This window comes from Peribacillus sp. P4_B1 (assembly GCF_056402395.1).
In genome coordinates this window covers 43,320-58,203 of record NZ_JBFUHM010000011.1, presented here as the reverse complement: position 1 = coordinate 58,203, position 14,884 = coordinate 43,320, and the positions used below count along the sequence as shown (strand labels likewise).

13 protein-coding genes and 1 pseudogene are annotated in these 14,884 nt (G+C 39.8%); 3 read left to right on the top strand and 11 right to left on the bottom strand.

Going from position 1 to position 14,884, the window contains the following annotated elements; genetic code table 11:
- Positions 1-75: 75 nt before the first annotated feature.
- A complete protein-coding gene (sspL, locus tag AC1DVK_RS08680; RefSeq protein WP_061464729.1) occupies positions 76-207 on the bottom strand; it encodes a small, acid-soluble spore protein L in 132 nt (43 codons plus the stop codon).
- 207 nt (positions 208-414) lie between these two features.
- On the opposite strand from sspL, the gene AC1DVK_RS08675 reads away from it, so the two are divergent.
- Positions 415-630, top strand: coding sequence for a DUF3951 domain-containing protein (locus AC1DVK_RS08675; RefSeq protein WP_477626284.1), 216 nt, complete (start codon positions 415-417; stop codon positions 628-630).
- Between the two features lie 105 nt (positions 631-735).
- On the opposite strand, the gene AC1DVK_RS08670 is transcribed toward AC1DVK_RS08675, so the two are convergent.
- On the bottom strand, positions 736-1,653 hold the full coding sequence (locus tag AC1DVK_RS08670) for a response regulator (protein WP_477626283.1): 918 nt from the start codon (positions 1,651-1,653) through the stop codon (positions 736-738).
- Positions 1,650-2,921 carry a sensor histidine kinase gene (locus AC1DVK_RS08665; RefSeq protein ID WP_477626282.1) on the bottom strand — a complete coding sequence of 424 codons (1,272 nt, stop codon included), beginning with the start codon at positions 2,919-2,921 and terminating at the stop codon, positions 1,650-1,652. Before AC1DVK_RS08665 ends, AC1DVK_RS08670 begins: the two co-directional genes overlap by 4 nt.
- A gap of 200 nt (positions 2,922-3,121) precedes the next feature.
- Here AC1DVK_RS08665 and AC1DVK_RS08660 point away from each other — a divergent pair, with 200 nt between their 5' ends.
- The gene (locus AC1DVK_RS08660) at positions 3,122-4,393 is read left to right on the top strand and encodes a cation:dicarboxylate symporter family transporter (protein ID WP_477626281.1); all 1,272 of its coding nucleotides are present in this window, start codon (positions 3,122-3,124) and stop codon (positions 4,391-4,393) included.
- Between the two features lie 592 nt (positions 4,394-4,985).
- Here the strand turns inward: AC1DVK_RS08660 and AC1DVK_RS08655 are convergent.
- From AC1DVK_RS08655 to AC1DVK_RS08640, 4 genes are all read right to left on the bottom strand, one after another.
- Positions 4,986-5,201 carry a hypothetical protein gene (locus AC1DVK_RS08655; protein ID WP_089362975.1) on the bottom strand — a complete coding sequence of 72 codons (216 nt, stop codon included), beginning with the start codon at positions 5,199-5,201 and terminating at the stop codon, positions 4,986-4,988.
- Positions 5,202-5,280: 79 nt separating this feature from the next.
- Positions 5,281-7,617, bottom strand: coding sequence for an RNA polymerase recycling motor HelD (helD, locus tag AC1DVK_RS08650; RefSeq protein WP_477626280.1), 2,337 nt, complete (start codon positions 7,615-7,617; stop codon positions 5,281-5,283).
- 380 nt (positions 7,618-7,997) lie between these two features.
- Positions 7,998-8,975 (bottom strand): 2-hydroxyacid dehydrogenase, encoded by a 978-nt coding sequence (locus AC1DVK_RS08645; RefSeq protein ID WP_477626279.1) that lies wholly within the window; start codon positions 8,973-8,975, stop codon positions 7,998-8,000.
- A gap of 95 nt (positions 8,976-9,070) precedes the next feature.
- Entirely contained in the window at positions 9,071-10,393 is a 1,323-nt protein-coding gene (locus AC1DVK_RS08640) for an Nramp family divalent metal transporter (RefSeq protein WP_477626278.1), read from the bottom strand.
- Positions 10,394-10,827: 434 nt separating this feature from the next.
- On the opposite strand from AC1DVK_RS08640, the gene AC1DVK_RS08635 reads away from it, so the two are divergent.
- Entirely contained in the window at positions 10,828-11,142 is a 315-nt protein-coding gene (locus tag AC1DVK_RS08635) for a hypothetical protein (RefSeq protein WP_477626277.1), read from the top strand.
- Positions 11,143-11,201: 59 nt separating this feature from the next.
- Here the strand turns inward: AC1DVK_RS08635 and AC1DVK_RS08630 are convergent.
- The 4 genes and pseudogenes from AC1DVK_RS08630 to AC1DVK_RS08615 all read right to left on the bottom strand — a co-directional run.
- Positions 11,202-11,363: pseudogene (locus AC1DVK_RS08630) on the bottom strand (winged helix-turn-helix transcriptional regulator); the annotation flags it as partial.
- 709 nt (positions 11,364-12,072) lie between these two features.
- Positions 12,073-12,342 (bottom strand): excalibur calcium-binding domain-containing protein, encoded by a 270-nt coding sequence (locus tag AC1DVK_RS08625; RefSeq protein WP_089362980.1) that lies wholly within the window; start codon positions 12,340-12,342, stop codon positions 12,073-12,075.
- A 205-nt stretch (positions 12,343-12,547) separates the two neighbouring features.
- Positions 12,548-13,999: a carbon starvation CstA family protein gene (locus AC1DVK_RS08620; RefSeq protein WP_477626276.1), complete on the bottom strand. Its 1,452-nt coding sequence runs from the start codon at positions 13,997-13,999 to the stop codon at positions 12,548-12,550.
- A gap of 150 nt (positions 14,000-14,149) precedes the next feature.
- A complete protein-coding gene (locus AC1DVK_RS08615; protein WP_477626275.1) occupies positions 14,150-14,881 on the bottom strand; it encodes a LytR/AlgR family response regulator transcription factor in 732 nt (243 codons plus the stop codon).
- Positions 14,882-14,884 lie beyond the last annotated feature (3 nt).

Genomic DNA, 14,884 nt, shown 5'->3' with positions numbered 1-14,884 from the left:
TAGAATATAAAAGCCCCTCTCGATTAAAAGAAGGGCATTCATTACGAAGTATGACCATATTTTTTCCCAATGCGCTTATTTTGTATTGGACTTTTTTGCCTTGTTTTCAAGCTCGCTTTTTGGCTCAGTGGAGAATTCCACATCTTTTCCATGTCCCTGCGGGTTAACACTTGGTGCGATGCGACCTCTTCCTGTCTTTTTACTCATTTCCTTCACCTCCAAGTATATTATGTCCGAACTGTTATAAATTAAAAACGAGTCCTTCTTTGTAATCCGTAATTCCACTGCTCCTTATCTGTTCATGCAATAAAAGGTATAGAGTAAAATTGGCCCTTTATCATATGTTATAATATGGTAATTACATACTTATCTTAAATACTGCATAGATAAGTTCAATTTTATGGAGGTGCTTGTATGGTTTCGTATCTATTTACTATTATTGTAGTTGGCATTATCGGTTTGATTGGCTACAGGATGATTTTCAAAAAGAAAACGCCTTCTAGCATGTATACACCTTACGATGACATGATTATGGGGAAAAAAGATGATGTTAAAAGAAACTACCATGAACAAGATACAAAACACTATATCGAATATGAAGAAAAAAGCGATAAAGACAAAAACATTTGAACGAATTTGTCTTTATCCAGCAATTAATTGTTTTGTAAATTTTCAATCTATTTAGCTTGTGTTTATGGGTTTCGGTCACGTTTTCGTTGTTTAATTTAGGGTTTATTATTTTACCATCTGTCTCGCTTCCATAAACAACACCTGGATAAACTTTTTCAGGTTATTGCGGCTCTGGTTGCTTACTTTTTTGCTTTTGTCTTCTAGCTCCAGCATTTTCTTGCGGACTTCCGAGAAATCAAAAAATGTGGAAGAATAGGCTTCGAATTTTGGATTCAGATAATCCGTCAATCCTAATGATGCGATATGGATGAGGGCCTGGTGAAGAGCGCGGCGGACACGCTGCTCAGAGGCTTTCATTTCTTTCTGGATTTCGGCCTCTCCAGCTTGATCTCCCAGCTTATCAACAGCGATTCCTGCAAAAATTTCCTTTAAATATGGGAACGTGTAGGCAGAACCGAGTCTTTGCTTTTCATTTTGGAGGAATCGTAAAATGTTTAGTAAATCTTCGCTTCCCACTTCGCCAATCATACCTAAATCGGAAATTAAGGAACGTCCGGCTTCCATTATATTTTTTGTATGTGGTGGGGACACGAACGTTGACTTCGGGGCTGTAAATAAGTTCAACGATTGTTGAATGCCCTGGATTGATTGATCCACCAGTACCCGCTTGTTTACTTTTTTTAATATACATGAAATTTCAACTTGGTTCAGCGGTTTTGTAATGTAGTATTCCGCCCCTAATTTATACGCCTCTCCAATCAGGTCCTTCGCCTCCACTTGCGAAATCATCACAAACTTTCCTTGAAATCCATCAGCAAGAGCCCTGATCGTTTCAATTCCGTCCCTGATTGGCATGAGCAAATCAATTAGGACAACGTCTGCTTTTTTTAAAAACAACAAGCCATTATTCACTAACGATCCGTCTTCTGCTTCACCCACCACTTTTCCTAAGTCTTCGTCTTCAATCATCTCTGTCAGCATTCCTCGAATGGCAGGATCGTCATCTATAATGAAATAATTCATCTCGTTAACCCTTTCTCCATAATCGCATCAATCGGAAGTTCCACGCTGAATACGGTTTCTTTATAGTTATCCATAAGCCTGATATGTCCTCCAAATTTTTCAACAGTTTGTTTCACATATGATAAACCGATACCCGTCGAAGGGTTTCCCGCCTCATCGAATTTCTTTGTATATCCTGCCGTAAAAATGACTTCCTTCTGCCTCGGTGCAATGCCGGGTCCATTGTCACTGATGCAAAACTCCACGGATTGATCTTTCCTTTTCACATGCAGCGATACGTTTCCCTCTTCTTTAATGGCTTCCACTGCATTGGCCAACAAATTATTTATTAATGATAATACCATAAATACATGGTAGGAAGGATGATCCCCATCTATATGCAAGGAAAATGAAATATCTTTGTGAAGGGACTCTGCATATCGTCGATTGGACACGACCATTATGTTACAAAGCTGTTCGATATTCATATATTCCTGCAGGTTTTCGGTAGACATGAGTTCGGATAACCCCGCATAAATCCGCTGGTTATCTTTTTTGATTTCATGTACAAGACCGGCAATCTGCAGCGCCGTTTGCGCATCCCGGCCGTTCGTCTCGTCTGATTTTAACCGACGATAAAAATCATAACATGTGCGGGTGATTTCTTCCGCAGCCTGCATCGTTTTCTTCAGTTGAACCGTTTCTTCATACAAACTTGAAATGAAAAGCAGCATTTGTTCTTTTTGCATGCGCTGCTCTTTTTCTGCGAATTTTGCTTCTCTCAGCTTTAATATATTAAAAAAACCGAGAACGAAAAAGCTTCGAATGAAGGCGATTAACACGAGTTGGTCAATATCTAGCGATGGTGTGTCCTGATTGGCCAAGAAGGAACGGATCACCAATTCCGATACACCTGCAGAAAGCTCGATCAATACCCCTAAAATCCCGATCACAAACGGCTGGTCGTGCCGGTCGTTCATTTTCGTCCTATGAAAGGCAAACGCGTAGATGAAGTAATAGAAAAAGGCGGGCAAATGAAGATACATCGCTTCCCCAACAGATATGTCCCGTATTCCAACTGCCAGTGAAAAACGAAAAACAAACACACTCATCCCCGTTAAAATGCCTGCAATATTCGGGTTGATTCCCCTCCCCCACAGCAAAAACAAGAAAAAAACGGGGGTTCCCAAACTGACTCTGAATGTATCGTCGAATGGATAAAACTTGAATTCACCCGCAAGAGGCACTGCAATCATAATCAATAGTAATATCCTTATTCTCTCTTTCAATATGGTACCTCCCCAGTCACTTTATAAAAAGATAACACATGAACTGGTAAAAAAGAGAGATGGGTTTTGACTGAAATTTTTATTTTTTCTATCACTTGTAAGTATCAGTAGGTTCCAGTAGTTTTCAGTAGGTTGATTATAAACTTAGAATAATCTAAATATTGAAAGCGTTAACAAACAATTAAATTGGGGGAATTTAAATGAAAAGGTTTGGCTTAGCTACACAAATTTTTGTTGCACTTGTACTGGGTATCGGTGTCGGTGCTTTATTCCATGGCAATGAAACAGCCATGTCCATCATGCAGCCGATTGGCGATATTTTTATTCATTTAATTAAAATGATTGTCATCCCGATCGTCATGGCTGCATTAGTAGTCTCAATAGCGGGAGTGGGCGATATTAAAAAACTAGGGAAATTAGGTGGGAAGACCCTTCTTTATTTTGAGATTGTCACTACAATTGCCATCGTTATTGGAATACTGGCGGCAAACTTGTTCCACCCGGGGTCTGGTTTAGATACAAGCAAGCTTGAAAAAAGTGATATTTCAAAATATGAAGAAACAACAAATACGGCTGGAAGCGGTGGCTTTGGGGAAACAATTTCTCATATTGTTCCTCAAAATGTATTTGAATCAATGGCTCAAGCGGATTTATTACCGATCATCTTCTTTTCTGTGTTATTCGGCTTAGGCGTGGCTGCGGTAGGAGAAAAAGGAAAGCCCATTCTTGGATTCTTTGAAGGTGTGTTGGAAGTCATGTTTTGGGTGACGAATCTAGTCATGAAATTTGCCCCCTTTGGTGTATTTGCGCTGATTGGTGTAACCGTTGCTAAATTTGGTATTGCAACATTAATTCCTTTAGGGAACCTGGTAGTTGCTGTTTATGTGACGATGATATTCTTCGTGTTCGTCGTTCTTGGAATTATTGCGAAAATTTCCGGGACTAGCATTTTTGTTATCCTGAAAGTGTTAAAGGATGAACTGATATTGGCATTTACTACAGCAAGCTCAGAGTCGGTATTGCCAAGGCTTATGGACAAAATGGAGAGGTTTGGCTGCCCGAAATCCATTACATCATTTGTTATTCCAACAGGCTATACATTTAATTTGGACGGCTCATCGATTTATCAAGCACTTGCTTCGCTTTTCGTGGCACAAATGTATGGGATTGATCTATCCATTACACAACAGATTACGTTGTTACTAGTATTGATGTTAACGTCAAAAGGAATAGCTGGCGTTCCGGGTGCGTCATTTGTTGTTATTTTAACGACACTCGGTTCTATGGGACTGCCGGTGGAAGGTGTTGCGTTCATTGCCGGTATCGATCGAATTTTGGATATGGGAAGATCAGCGGTTAATGTCGTGGGGAACTCATTGGCGGCGATTGTCATATCGAAGGCGGAAGGTGAATTTGACCAGGAAAAAGCAAACCATTACGTTGATTCAATTAAACAATCAGACGTAGCATAAACTACATTTTAAAAGGAAAATCAGTACGTGAACTATACCTGCAGTATGATGTGTTAACAGAGGAAGAGCTTGATCTTATTTTAAATCCTTACTAGTTGACAAACCCAGGTATTTCTGGGGCTGAGCTGTTTGATAGATCGTAATTTCCGATTGGCAAATATGGTTGATGAATAACAGGAGTCTGGGAAATTGATATAAAAACCTCCTTTATATAGAGGGCTTCTAAATTTTAAACAATAGTGATTAAAACATAAGGTGCGAGACTCCTCCGGGAAAAGCGCGTCCAAGGGAGACCCCACAGGCGCAAAGAGCGCAAAGAAGGCTCCCGGACCGCCCGCGGAAAGCGAGTGCCTGGTTTGGAAAGAACGTTCTAACTTTACAAACCCCTCAAAAAAACTAAAATCGATTATCGAGTTTGTCTACAGCCTGAAGAGCCCGTCCTTCATACCAGGAACTTATCAAGATCACGAAAAAAACCTGCATAGAACCAAAGTCTACACAGGTTTCAAAAAAGCCGTTTTCCATATTGTATAACCATAAACCAATAATCCTATAATGTAATTACCTTAAACACCCTACTAAGTTGGAGAATCTACTTTAAAGCGCGAGTGTAATTAAATGTGTCTTTGTTTTGAGGAACATCAGGATCTTTTTTCCCGGCAGGCTGTACCGCTCTTCCTGTATTTCCACTATAGCCATCTTCCACAGGCCCTGGATAATGATAATGTCCATCATTAACTGTTTGAGTTGTTGATTCACCAGTCGCCTGGCTTCCTCCCGTTTCCACCTGTTCTTTCTCGTTATTCAATTCATCTCCTCCTTTTCTAAAGATTCTTTTATAGTATTTGATAAAAGAATAATAAAATTAAAGAAAAAAAAAGGAAGCGCTAATATGTCAGAAGTAAATGCTTCGTTGCATCGTTTTGCAAGAAAGGACTGGGTTCGCCAACCGTATATATTTGTAAGTCATGCATAGCCCTGGTGCATGCGGTGTAGAATAATCTTCGCAGGCTCTCATCACCATATGTTTGCACAGATGCATCATAAATGATGACAGCATCAAACTCGATGCCCTTGGCCAAATAAGCCGGAATGACAACAACACCCTGTTCATATTCATTTGTGCCTTTCTGTACGAGTTTAATTTCACCAATGATACTAAGGGCATCGTATGCAGCGGCACTTTCGGCAGCGGATTTACATATTATTGCGATGGTATTATATTCACGGCTTTGTAAGTCTTTGACTTTAGACACGATATTGTGGTGCAATTCATCACGGTTTGACACTTGAGTCAGTACAGGCTTCTCACCTTCACGTTCGAATGCCTTAATTCGATGGCCTTCTGGAACTAGTTCACGTGTAAATTCTATAATCTGCTTAGTGGATCTGTAGCTTTGATCCAAGGTTATACTCTCGGTTTCACTTACTCCGTATAAACTGGTAAGAGTCTGGAAATCCACCCGTTCGCTAGCATGTGCAAATATCGCCTGGTTAAAGTCACCGAGCACAGTCATCCTTGCAGAAGGAAACAACCGTTTCAAAAACTCGAATTGAAATGGAGAATAATCTTGTGCTTCGTCTACAAGCACGTATTTTATTGAGGAATTCGTCTGAAATCCTACAATTAGCTCCTTCAGCAGCAAAAATGGAGTCGCGTCTTCGTAATGCAGTTTACCTTCGTCCAGCATTTTTTGCGTTGATATACATATTTCCCTTTCGACAGCTGTTTCACCCTCATTCCACAGTTCACTCCGTATTTGTTCGTCAAAGAGTTGCTTGTATATTCCCTTAATATTGATAAAATGAAGGGCTTCTACCCGTTTGCGTAACGTCTTCAATTTCTTGCGAACAATCATACGCGTGAGCATTTTATGCTCTTTCTCATAATCGTCAAAGGAATCTTCATTAATGCCGCGTTTTTTCTCTAGGTAGGTGTATACCTTTTGATAGTCTTCTTTGCTTAGGTACTCGATTTCCTCCTGAACCCAAGGTTTTTTCAACTCAGACTTTTCCGTTTCATCAAGTAACTCACATAACCAGTCTTTCAACTTTTCAACCCTATTGTGAAACCTTAGTGTGGTGTCTGTGTTATAAAATCTTTCTAAGATTTGTTTGGCGGAGACGAGCGTTTCCCCCCGAAACTTTAACCCTCTAAAGATCATTCCAGAAAGTTCTAGTGATTGTCTGTATGTTTTGATTATCTCAAAGAAGCGAATCGATGCCTTAAATTGGATACTCGCTGTCCTAGTGCTATAGGAAGGATCATCCGCTGCAGTCAACAAAAATTCTAATTGCTCATAAGGATCCTCAACTTGAAACGAGTCAGTCAGACGATGATCCAAGTATTCCTGGAATGTTACCTGCTGCATATTCTCTTCGCCAAGTTCGGGCAACACATTTGATACGTAGTTATTAAACATTGAGTTAGGGGAGAATAGAATGATTTGGTCGGCTTTTAGCCATTCCCGATTCTTGTAGAGCAAGTAAGCGATCCGTTGGAGGGCAGCTGATGTCTTGCCGCTGCCAGCGGCACCTTGAACAATGAGCAGACGTCCGCGATCGTTCCGGATGATCCTATTTTGCTCCCGTTGAATGGTGGCAACTATACTGTGCATATGCTTATCTGTTCCCTTGCCAAGCACCTGCTGCAGGATCTCATCTCCAATGGTGAGACTCGTATCGAACATTGATACGATAACGCCTCCCTTGATGATATATTGCCACTTTTTCTCCAACATCCCAGATATCACGCCTCCGGGAGTAGAGTATTGTACGGGGCCGGGAGGATAGTCATAATAAACACTCGAAATCGGAGCCCTCCAATCGTAGATAATGAAGTTTTCTCCTGTTGTATCAGTAAGAGTGGAGGTCCCAATATAAATTTGTTCCGTAAGTTCGGACCCTTCTTCAGTGATATCGATCCGGCCGAAATAAGGAACTTCCTGCATGCGGCGCAGTGTAGATAGCCTCTTGTAGGAATATCTATGTGCGCCTTCGCTTTGTGACAAGTCTTGAGCCTGCTGCCTTAAGCCAATGATGGTCTCGAGGTAATCATCGAAAGTATCGATATTAACCTTGAGGTCATCCCAGAAATGCTTACGGATATTAACAACTTCTTTTTTACGCTTTGAAGTTTCTCCTTCAATTTTGCTGATTTGTTTCGTAATTGTTTTTATCACCCCGTCCAAACGTTCTTGCTCCTGCCGAATTTCATCGTTCATATAAGACACTCCTTCAAAAAATAAAAATAGGGGTTGACTAGAGGTGAGCTTTACCTTATACTTATAGTAAGGGATAAACTGTTATATTATATTGATAAATGTGTTTCTATACTAATTTATCATAACTACTGAATTATATCAATGTATATTTCATAACAGTTTCCATAATGAATCGGCGTTTTAAAGTCATTAACCAGTTGAGCAAGTAGCTTGACTGGTTATTTTTTTATGACTATCTACATGTTAGTCATGTTTTTCATAATAGCTGCAACACTCACACCAACGGTTGATTCGTTGTAACGATGAATAATCCGGAACTAAAAAAATGGATAGCCCCAAATAAGGCTATCCAGCTTAATTTATAAATGCTGTCTAAAAGATCACTTCACCTTTACACCAGCTTTAATCAAGGTAGGCGGAGTTTCTCCCTGTAATCCGGCTACAAGGTTGGTTGCTGCCAGCATCGCCATTTTCAGGCGGGTTTCATATGTTGCGGAACCGATATGAGGCAAAGTGACGACATTCTTCATGGAAAGCAATGGATTGTCCTCCTTGACGGGCTCTTGTACAAAAACATCCAGTCCTGCCGCGTGAATTTCACCGGTTTTTAGCGCAGTGATCAAGGCTTCTTCATCAACGGTTTTCCCTCTTGAACAATTGATGAAGATGGCAGTCTCTTTCATGAGCTTGAATTCTTTTTCCCTCATCATCTTTTCAGTTTGGGGAGTCAGCGGTGTCATCAAGCAGACAAAATCAGATTGCTTTAACAGATCTTCCAGAGAACAGTATGTAGCTCCATACTTTTGTTCTGCTTCTTCGTTTCTAGATCTGTTGTGATATAGGATGTTCATATCGAATCCAAAACGGGCCCTTTTTGAAACGGCAGAGCCTATTCCGCCCATCCCGATAATCCCTAATACTTTATGATGGACGTCCAACCCAAACGATTTTTCTCCGATATTCGATGTCCATTGCCCTGACTTTACCATTTGATCCATCTCTGGCATTCTTCTCGCTGTGGACAGCATCAAGCCCATAATTGTATCTGCGACTGTTTCATTCAATACCTCGGGCGTGTTCGTGGCCATGATTCCTCGATTGGACAGCTCCGTTATATCCAAATTGTCATAACCAACTGACGAATTACAGACGATTTTTAATTGCGGTGCTTGATCCAGTAAAGCTTTATCCACCTTTAATCCTGACCCTAATATACCTTGTGCGTTCTTCAGCTCTTGAAGGAATTCAGAGTGATTTTGTGAGTCAAGACCTTCAAAATAAACGACATCACAAGTCTTTTGAATATAATCCAACACTTCTTGATCCACTTTCTTATAAATGATTACTTTCGGTTTCATCATTAGTACCCTCACTTCCAATAAAGTAGGACCCCATCGGGATCAAACGCAGACACATGTATTTTGAAATACCTCTACCTATAATCTACCATTATTTAAAAAAAGGTTGTAGCTAATTGAATGGCGGACCAAACCGCTAAAATGGAAGCTAAAGATAGAATGATATTTTCGAACCAATTGTTTTTATATTTTCCCATCAAGCTTTTTTTATTTGATAGCACCAGCATCCCAATAGCGATAATAGGAAAACCGATGATGTTTATTGCATTTACGCCAATTGTCAATGCGATGAAACCAGGCATGCCGGGGATGGACCAAATGATTGGCGTAACCAATACAAAAATCATAACCCATTTATACATTGGATCTTTTTCATATTTACCATTGTACTTTTCGCGACGATCCTTATTTATTACGTAAAAGGCATCTACTATCAATCTAGGAAAACCAGTTGACTTGCCTACTACACTCGCGAACAATACGCCAAATACACCAAGATAGAAAATGTACCAGCCAAATTGTCCTAACGACATTTGTAATGCCATTGCCAAGTCATCAATCGTTTCCACATGAATTCCCTTCGGTTTTAAAATTTCTGCCCCAACAACCCAAATGGCTAAATTAATCACGATGCAAACTCCGATGGCAAACAGTAAGTCATTTCTTTGAACCTTGACATGACTCGGCTTCGTCCAGCCCTTTTCCTTCATGAAATATGGATGTACAAAGTTCGAAATCGATCCTGCCACTGCACCGATAATTGAAATCGCTACCAATAAAGCTCCATGAACGCCAGTATCACTTGGAATGCTAAAACCAACAGTTCCCTTAATGATTTGTCCCACATCCGGTGTTGCTTGAATGGCCAGGAACAAGAAGGCAATGGTCAATAATGCCAAAAGAACTTTCATTACACTTTCAATTCTATTATAAATATTTCTGCCAATAAGCATAAAAACTAATCCTACAACTACCATTGAAGCTAAGAATGGCTGGTTAACATGGAATAAGGTCGATAAAACCTCTCCCGCTCCCTTAATCATATATGCATTAAAAAGATGACCCATTATTAATGCATAACCAAACATGAAGTAACCGAAGAATGGGTGGATACGTCCATATCCTTCAAGTATGGTTAACCCCTCTGTGTTACAGAGCTGGAATCTGGCGATAACATTAACGATAAGAAAACGAAGGATTAATGACAGCGCTAAAATCCACATTAAGCTATATCCATAATCTGCCCCGGCAACCGATGAAGTCACCAGATCTCCGGCTCCAAGCCACGTCAACACGGCAAGAATCCCCGGACCATAAGATGTTTTAAACTGCGTGATGAAGTTGGGTTTCTTACTGACGGCCTCCGGAACAATCACAGTGGATTCAGCAAGGTTTGATTGATTTTTCAAGTTATTCACTCCATTCCAACGAGTAATGTATTCGCTTTCATTTTTTTCTAAAGCATTAATACTTTGTTAACCCTAGCCATACAGATATTGAAATTATGCCAAGACTTTATGTCATTTCCGAATTGACATAAAGTGTACGCTGCAGTATGTTGTCATGCTTCATGCTGAAGTGAATCAGCTCGTTAAAAAAGCTCCCCTTTCATTTAATTGAATGTTTTGACTATTTACATTGAAATTGTAAGACAAATTAAAATGTAAGTCAATCATAATGTTTAGAAGTTTTTTAACGCATTAAAAAACTTTAGACACTTCGTACTAGATGACAAATCAAGAGAATTGGCGTTGTTGCGGGTTAGAAAAAAACAAGATCATTGCCATACGGATAAGGACGTGCGAATAGATTAAAGCCATAAGCGGATAATATAAGCGAAGGAGTGAAATATATGCCACAAGATAATAACAATGATCCATTTAATAATGCCGGGAACCTTGATAGAGATCCAACTAATAATCCAACTAATAATAATAATGATGACAACGATACAATTGACAGACCTGTAATGATTAATGATGGTTTGAACCCAGGATTTCAAAGGGAAGAACGTCCTAGCCCTAATCGTGATATCCTAACAATAGAGGGAGTTGCAAACATTAGAGAACGTTTTCCTTCGGACCATGAGAGACTTATGAGCAGAATCAATCTTGGTGATGCACTAATAAATCGAGAAAATACACATACTGGACGGTATGAAAGATAAAAAGTATATCTTTTAGTGGAAGATTAACCGCGAGAAAAAGCTAAAGACCTTTATAGGCTTTAGCTTTTTATTAATTTTTCATATTTTTTTCCCCACTCTCCCATACTAGCCAGTATCGGAATAAAGCTTTTCCCTATAGGTGTTAACGAGTATTCTACCTTTGGGGGGACTTCTTTATATACTTCTCTGTGAACCATTTGGTCTTCTTCCAATTGCTTTACTTATTAGATTATTTACCGTATATAAGTTAAACTTTTTATAAAAAGTTGGTGCAAGTGCTGTGATAAATAAGAGTGAAGTTTTACACATTGTTTTGGACAATCAACTTCTGGATCGTTGAAAATGAGTCTAAGAGAAATAGGTTCTGGTACACCTTCTGTGTCAGTTTATCCGGCCGGTTTATCTATTACACCAACTCAAACTACAGATACTAGGTCATATGCATTAACTCTGTCTTATTGATCTGTTGTTAGAATGGGAGGGGCTATGAGGCAAATCATTATTAATTTTATTTTTATTCTAGTAATATCAGTAATTTTATTTTTTATACTTAGCTATAATGCATCTTTAGATAGTGATTATATGTTGTCTTTTTTAATTATAATTTTCCTACAAGTGTCATTAATAGTAGCTATTCTGTTAAAAAGAAGATAATAGAAGGGTTTGTCTAAGTCTTTAAAATGAAGCGCAAGAAAAAAATGAATATTACCGTTGCGAAAATGAAACGGTATGGATAAAATGTTTCTCTACCTTCTCCATTGAAAAAGACCGCTGGTGCCCACAAGATCCCTGGGGAGGGGGTATACTATGAGTAACAATCCCGCCTGTAACGCCGATTTCTTCACCAGTGATGGCTGCTGCACCTTTTATGTAAAGTAGCAATCTAAATACAAAGAGACCTTTCTTTTAAAAGGTCTCTTTGTATAAGCTTTATTTTTCACAAGCGATCAAGTCTTTGTCACGATCGCTTTTTTTATTGGCATCATATAGGGCCTTTGAAACGTGAGGTTTGTATTTCGTTTTTCCTCCTTTATTTTTAACGGAAGATGTACGAGCTACTCCTCCTTTGTAGTCTTTATTCAATTCCGTACAGTTTTTATACGTCTTCACCTTTGTTTTGGCACCGGCAACATCATTCGCGCCAAACGAGAGACCCAAAACTAGTCCAAAAGATAGTAAAATAGCAAATAATTTTTTCAAAATATATACACCCTTTCCTAAATATTAACTTTTCACTAATCATAATGTATCATTCCACTTTTTACAATAACAATGTTTCCAATTTTTTTATATTTTTATCTATGTACTAGTTCACTTCAGATGCTATTCCATCAGCTTTAAAGTTCATCGCTATATCATCCGCCAGACCAAACGAAAAAGCCACCGATCCCCGGTGGCTTCTCCCTTAAGCTGGTTTCTTATAATGCCCTATATCTACTTCAAGCGGGATATTCGCTGCCCGTTGCTTCTTGGCTGCTACGAAGAAGGTGGCGACTAGTGCGGCGCTAATGATGGCTCCTATGATATAGGAGATGTCCATCGATAGTCTGAATCCGATTTGTGCGTTTAGGATGTAGACAAGTACTGTGTAGAGCATGAATATTCCTGGCAGTAAGGATACCCAGTAGTTTTTCTTGGCGATATATAGGTACATGGCTCCAACGAATAGGGCTATGACAGCTGTTGATTGATTGGCCCATGAGAAGTAGCGCCATAGGATGTTGAAGTCGATTTGTGTTAGGGCAATTGAGATGATGAACAGCGGGACGGCGATGATTAGGCGGCTGCTCATTTTCAGTTGCGGGAAGTTAACGTAATCGGCAATGATCATTCGCGCACTTCGGAAAGCGGTGTCTCCTGAAGTGATTGGCAGGACGATAACACCAAGTACTGCAATGGTTCCGACACTGGCTCCAAGTGTTACTGTTGCTGCTTCACTTACGATCAGTCCAGTTCCGCCTGTTGCAAGAAGTTCGTTCAGACCAACTGGTCCATCAAATAAGCTCATGGCAGCTGCGGCCCAGATCATGGCGATGATTCCTTCAGCAATCATCATTCCATAGAAAATTTTCCGGCCTTGTTGTTCATTTTGGGTCGTACGTGAGATGATTGGCGATTGCGTCGCATGGAAGCCCGATAGTGCTCCACATGAGATCGTTAGAAATAATAGTGGGAAGATGGGAATATTGTCAGGATGTAAGTTGGATAATGTTAGTTCTGGAATTGGTGCTTGTTGAAAAATTAAGGCTCCGCCCACTCCAACTGAACTGATTAAAAGTAAGGCACCGAAAATTGGATAAAATCTACCGATGATTTTATCGATAGGCAATAGTGTCGCTAAAATATAATATAGGAAAATCGCAACCGTGATCAGCGTTAAGCTGACCGTTCCGTTCATTAAGTTATGAAGCAATGCTGCTGGTGACGTGACGAACACTGTACCCACCAGAATCAATAATAGAATAGCGAATGCATTTACGACGTGCTTCATCACTTTTCCTAAGAACTTTCCTGCAAGTTCTGGTAAATGTGCTCCACGATTCCTGATGGAAATCATCCCTGTAAGATAATCGTGAACCGCTCCAGCAAAGATACAGCCAATTACGATCCAGATAAAGGCGACAGGACCGTATAAGGCACCCATGATCGGACCGAAGATTGGTCCAACGCCTGCGATGTTCAATAATTGAATCAATGAATTTTTACTTGTGCTCATAGGCAAGTAATCGACACCATCCTGATTCGCATAAGCCGGTGTTGGCCTTTCCGATTTGACTCCAAACATTTTTTCGATGAATTTACCATATGTGAAATATCCGAGTATTAATAGAATGACTCCGGCTATAAATGTATACATCTATATAACCTCCTTTGTAATCGCTTACAAGTAGTATAAAGGAGGAATAGACAGAAAAGAGCGAATTCTTTGTATCATGTCGATTTAGTAAGTTAAGATGTTCATTTTGCTAATTAAGATGTAAAAAGTTCGCAAATTAGTCACATTTACTTATAGTTCTAATGTAGCTCGGAAAGCTTTCGCATAGTTTCGGCTTACGGGAAGCAACTCATCGCGTCCATTCAGCTCCAGCTGGTAAGCACCGTTAAACCATGGAGTAAGACGCTTTACATAGTCTAAATGCACCAAGTGGCTTTTATGGATCCGAAAAAATGGAAATTCCCTCAACCTTTCTTCAAGTTCTTTAACCGTCGTTTTCACTTCATATTCTTGTTCTGTCGTAACGATTTTCGAAACTTTATCTTCGCGTGAAATGTAAATGATGTCATTTGGATGGATGTATAGAATTTCTCCCTCCACCTCGACTGCCAGTCTCCCTGCTGATTTGACCGGCTTGTTATCCTCTGGCTTAAGACACAATTTCTCAAGACGCCTTATCGTTTCTGCTAGTTGATCTTCATCATAAGGCTTTAATAAATAGTCTACTGCATCCAACCGAAAAGCCTCTACTCCAAACTGAGGATATGCGGTTGCAAAGACTAGTTTCGGGACATTTTTCAATCCGCGTAAAGCCTTCGCTGCATCCATGCCATTCATGATCGGCATTTCAACATCGATGAAGATCGCGTCCGGCTGCATTTGCATCGTCTTTAGGATTGCTTGTTCTCCCGATTCCCCCTCACCAATTACGTCAATGGACGGATGTTGCTTCAATAGATGAATCAATTCCTCCCGGCTATAGCGTTCATCATCGATGACCAGTGTTCGAATGGCTGCATTCATATT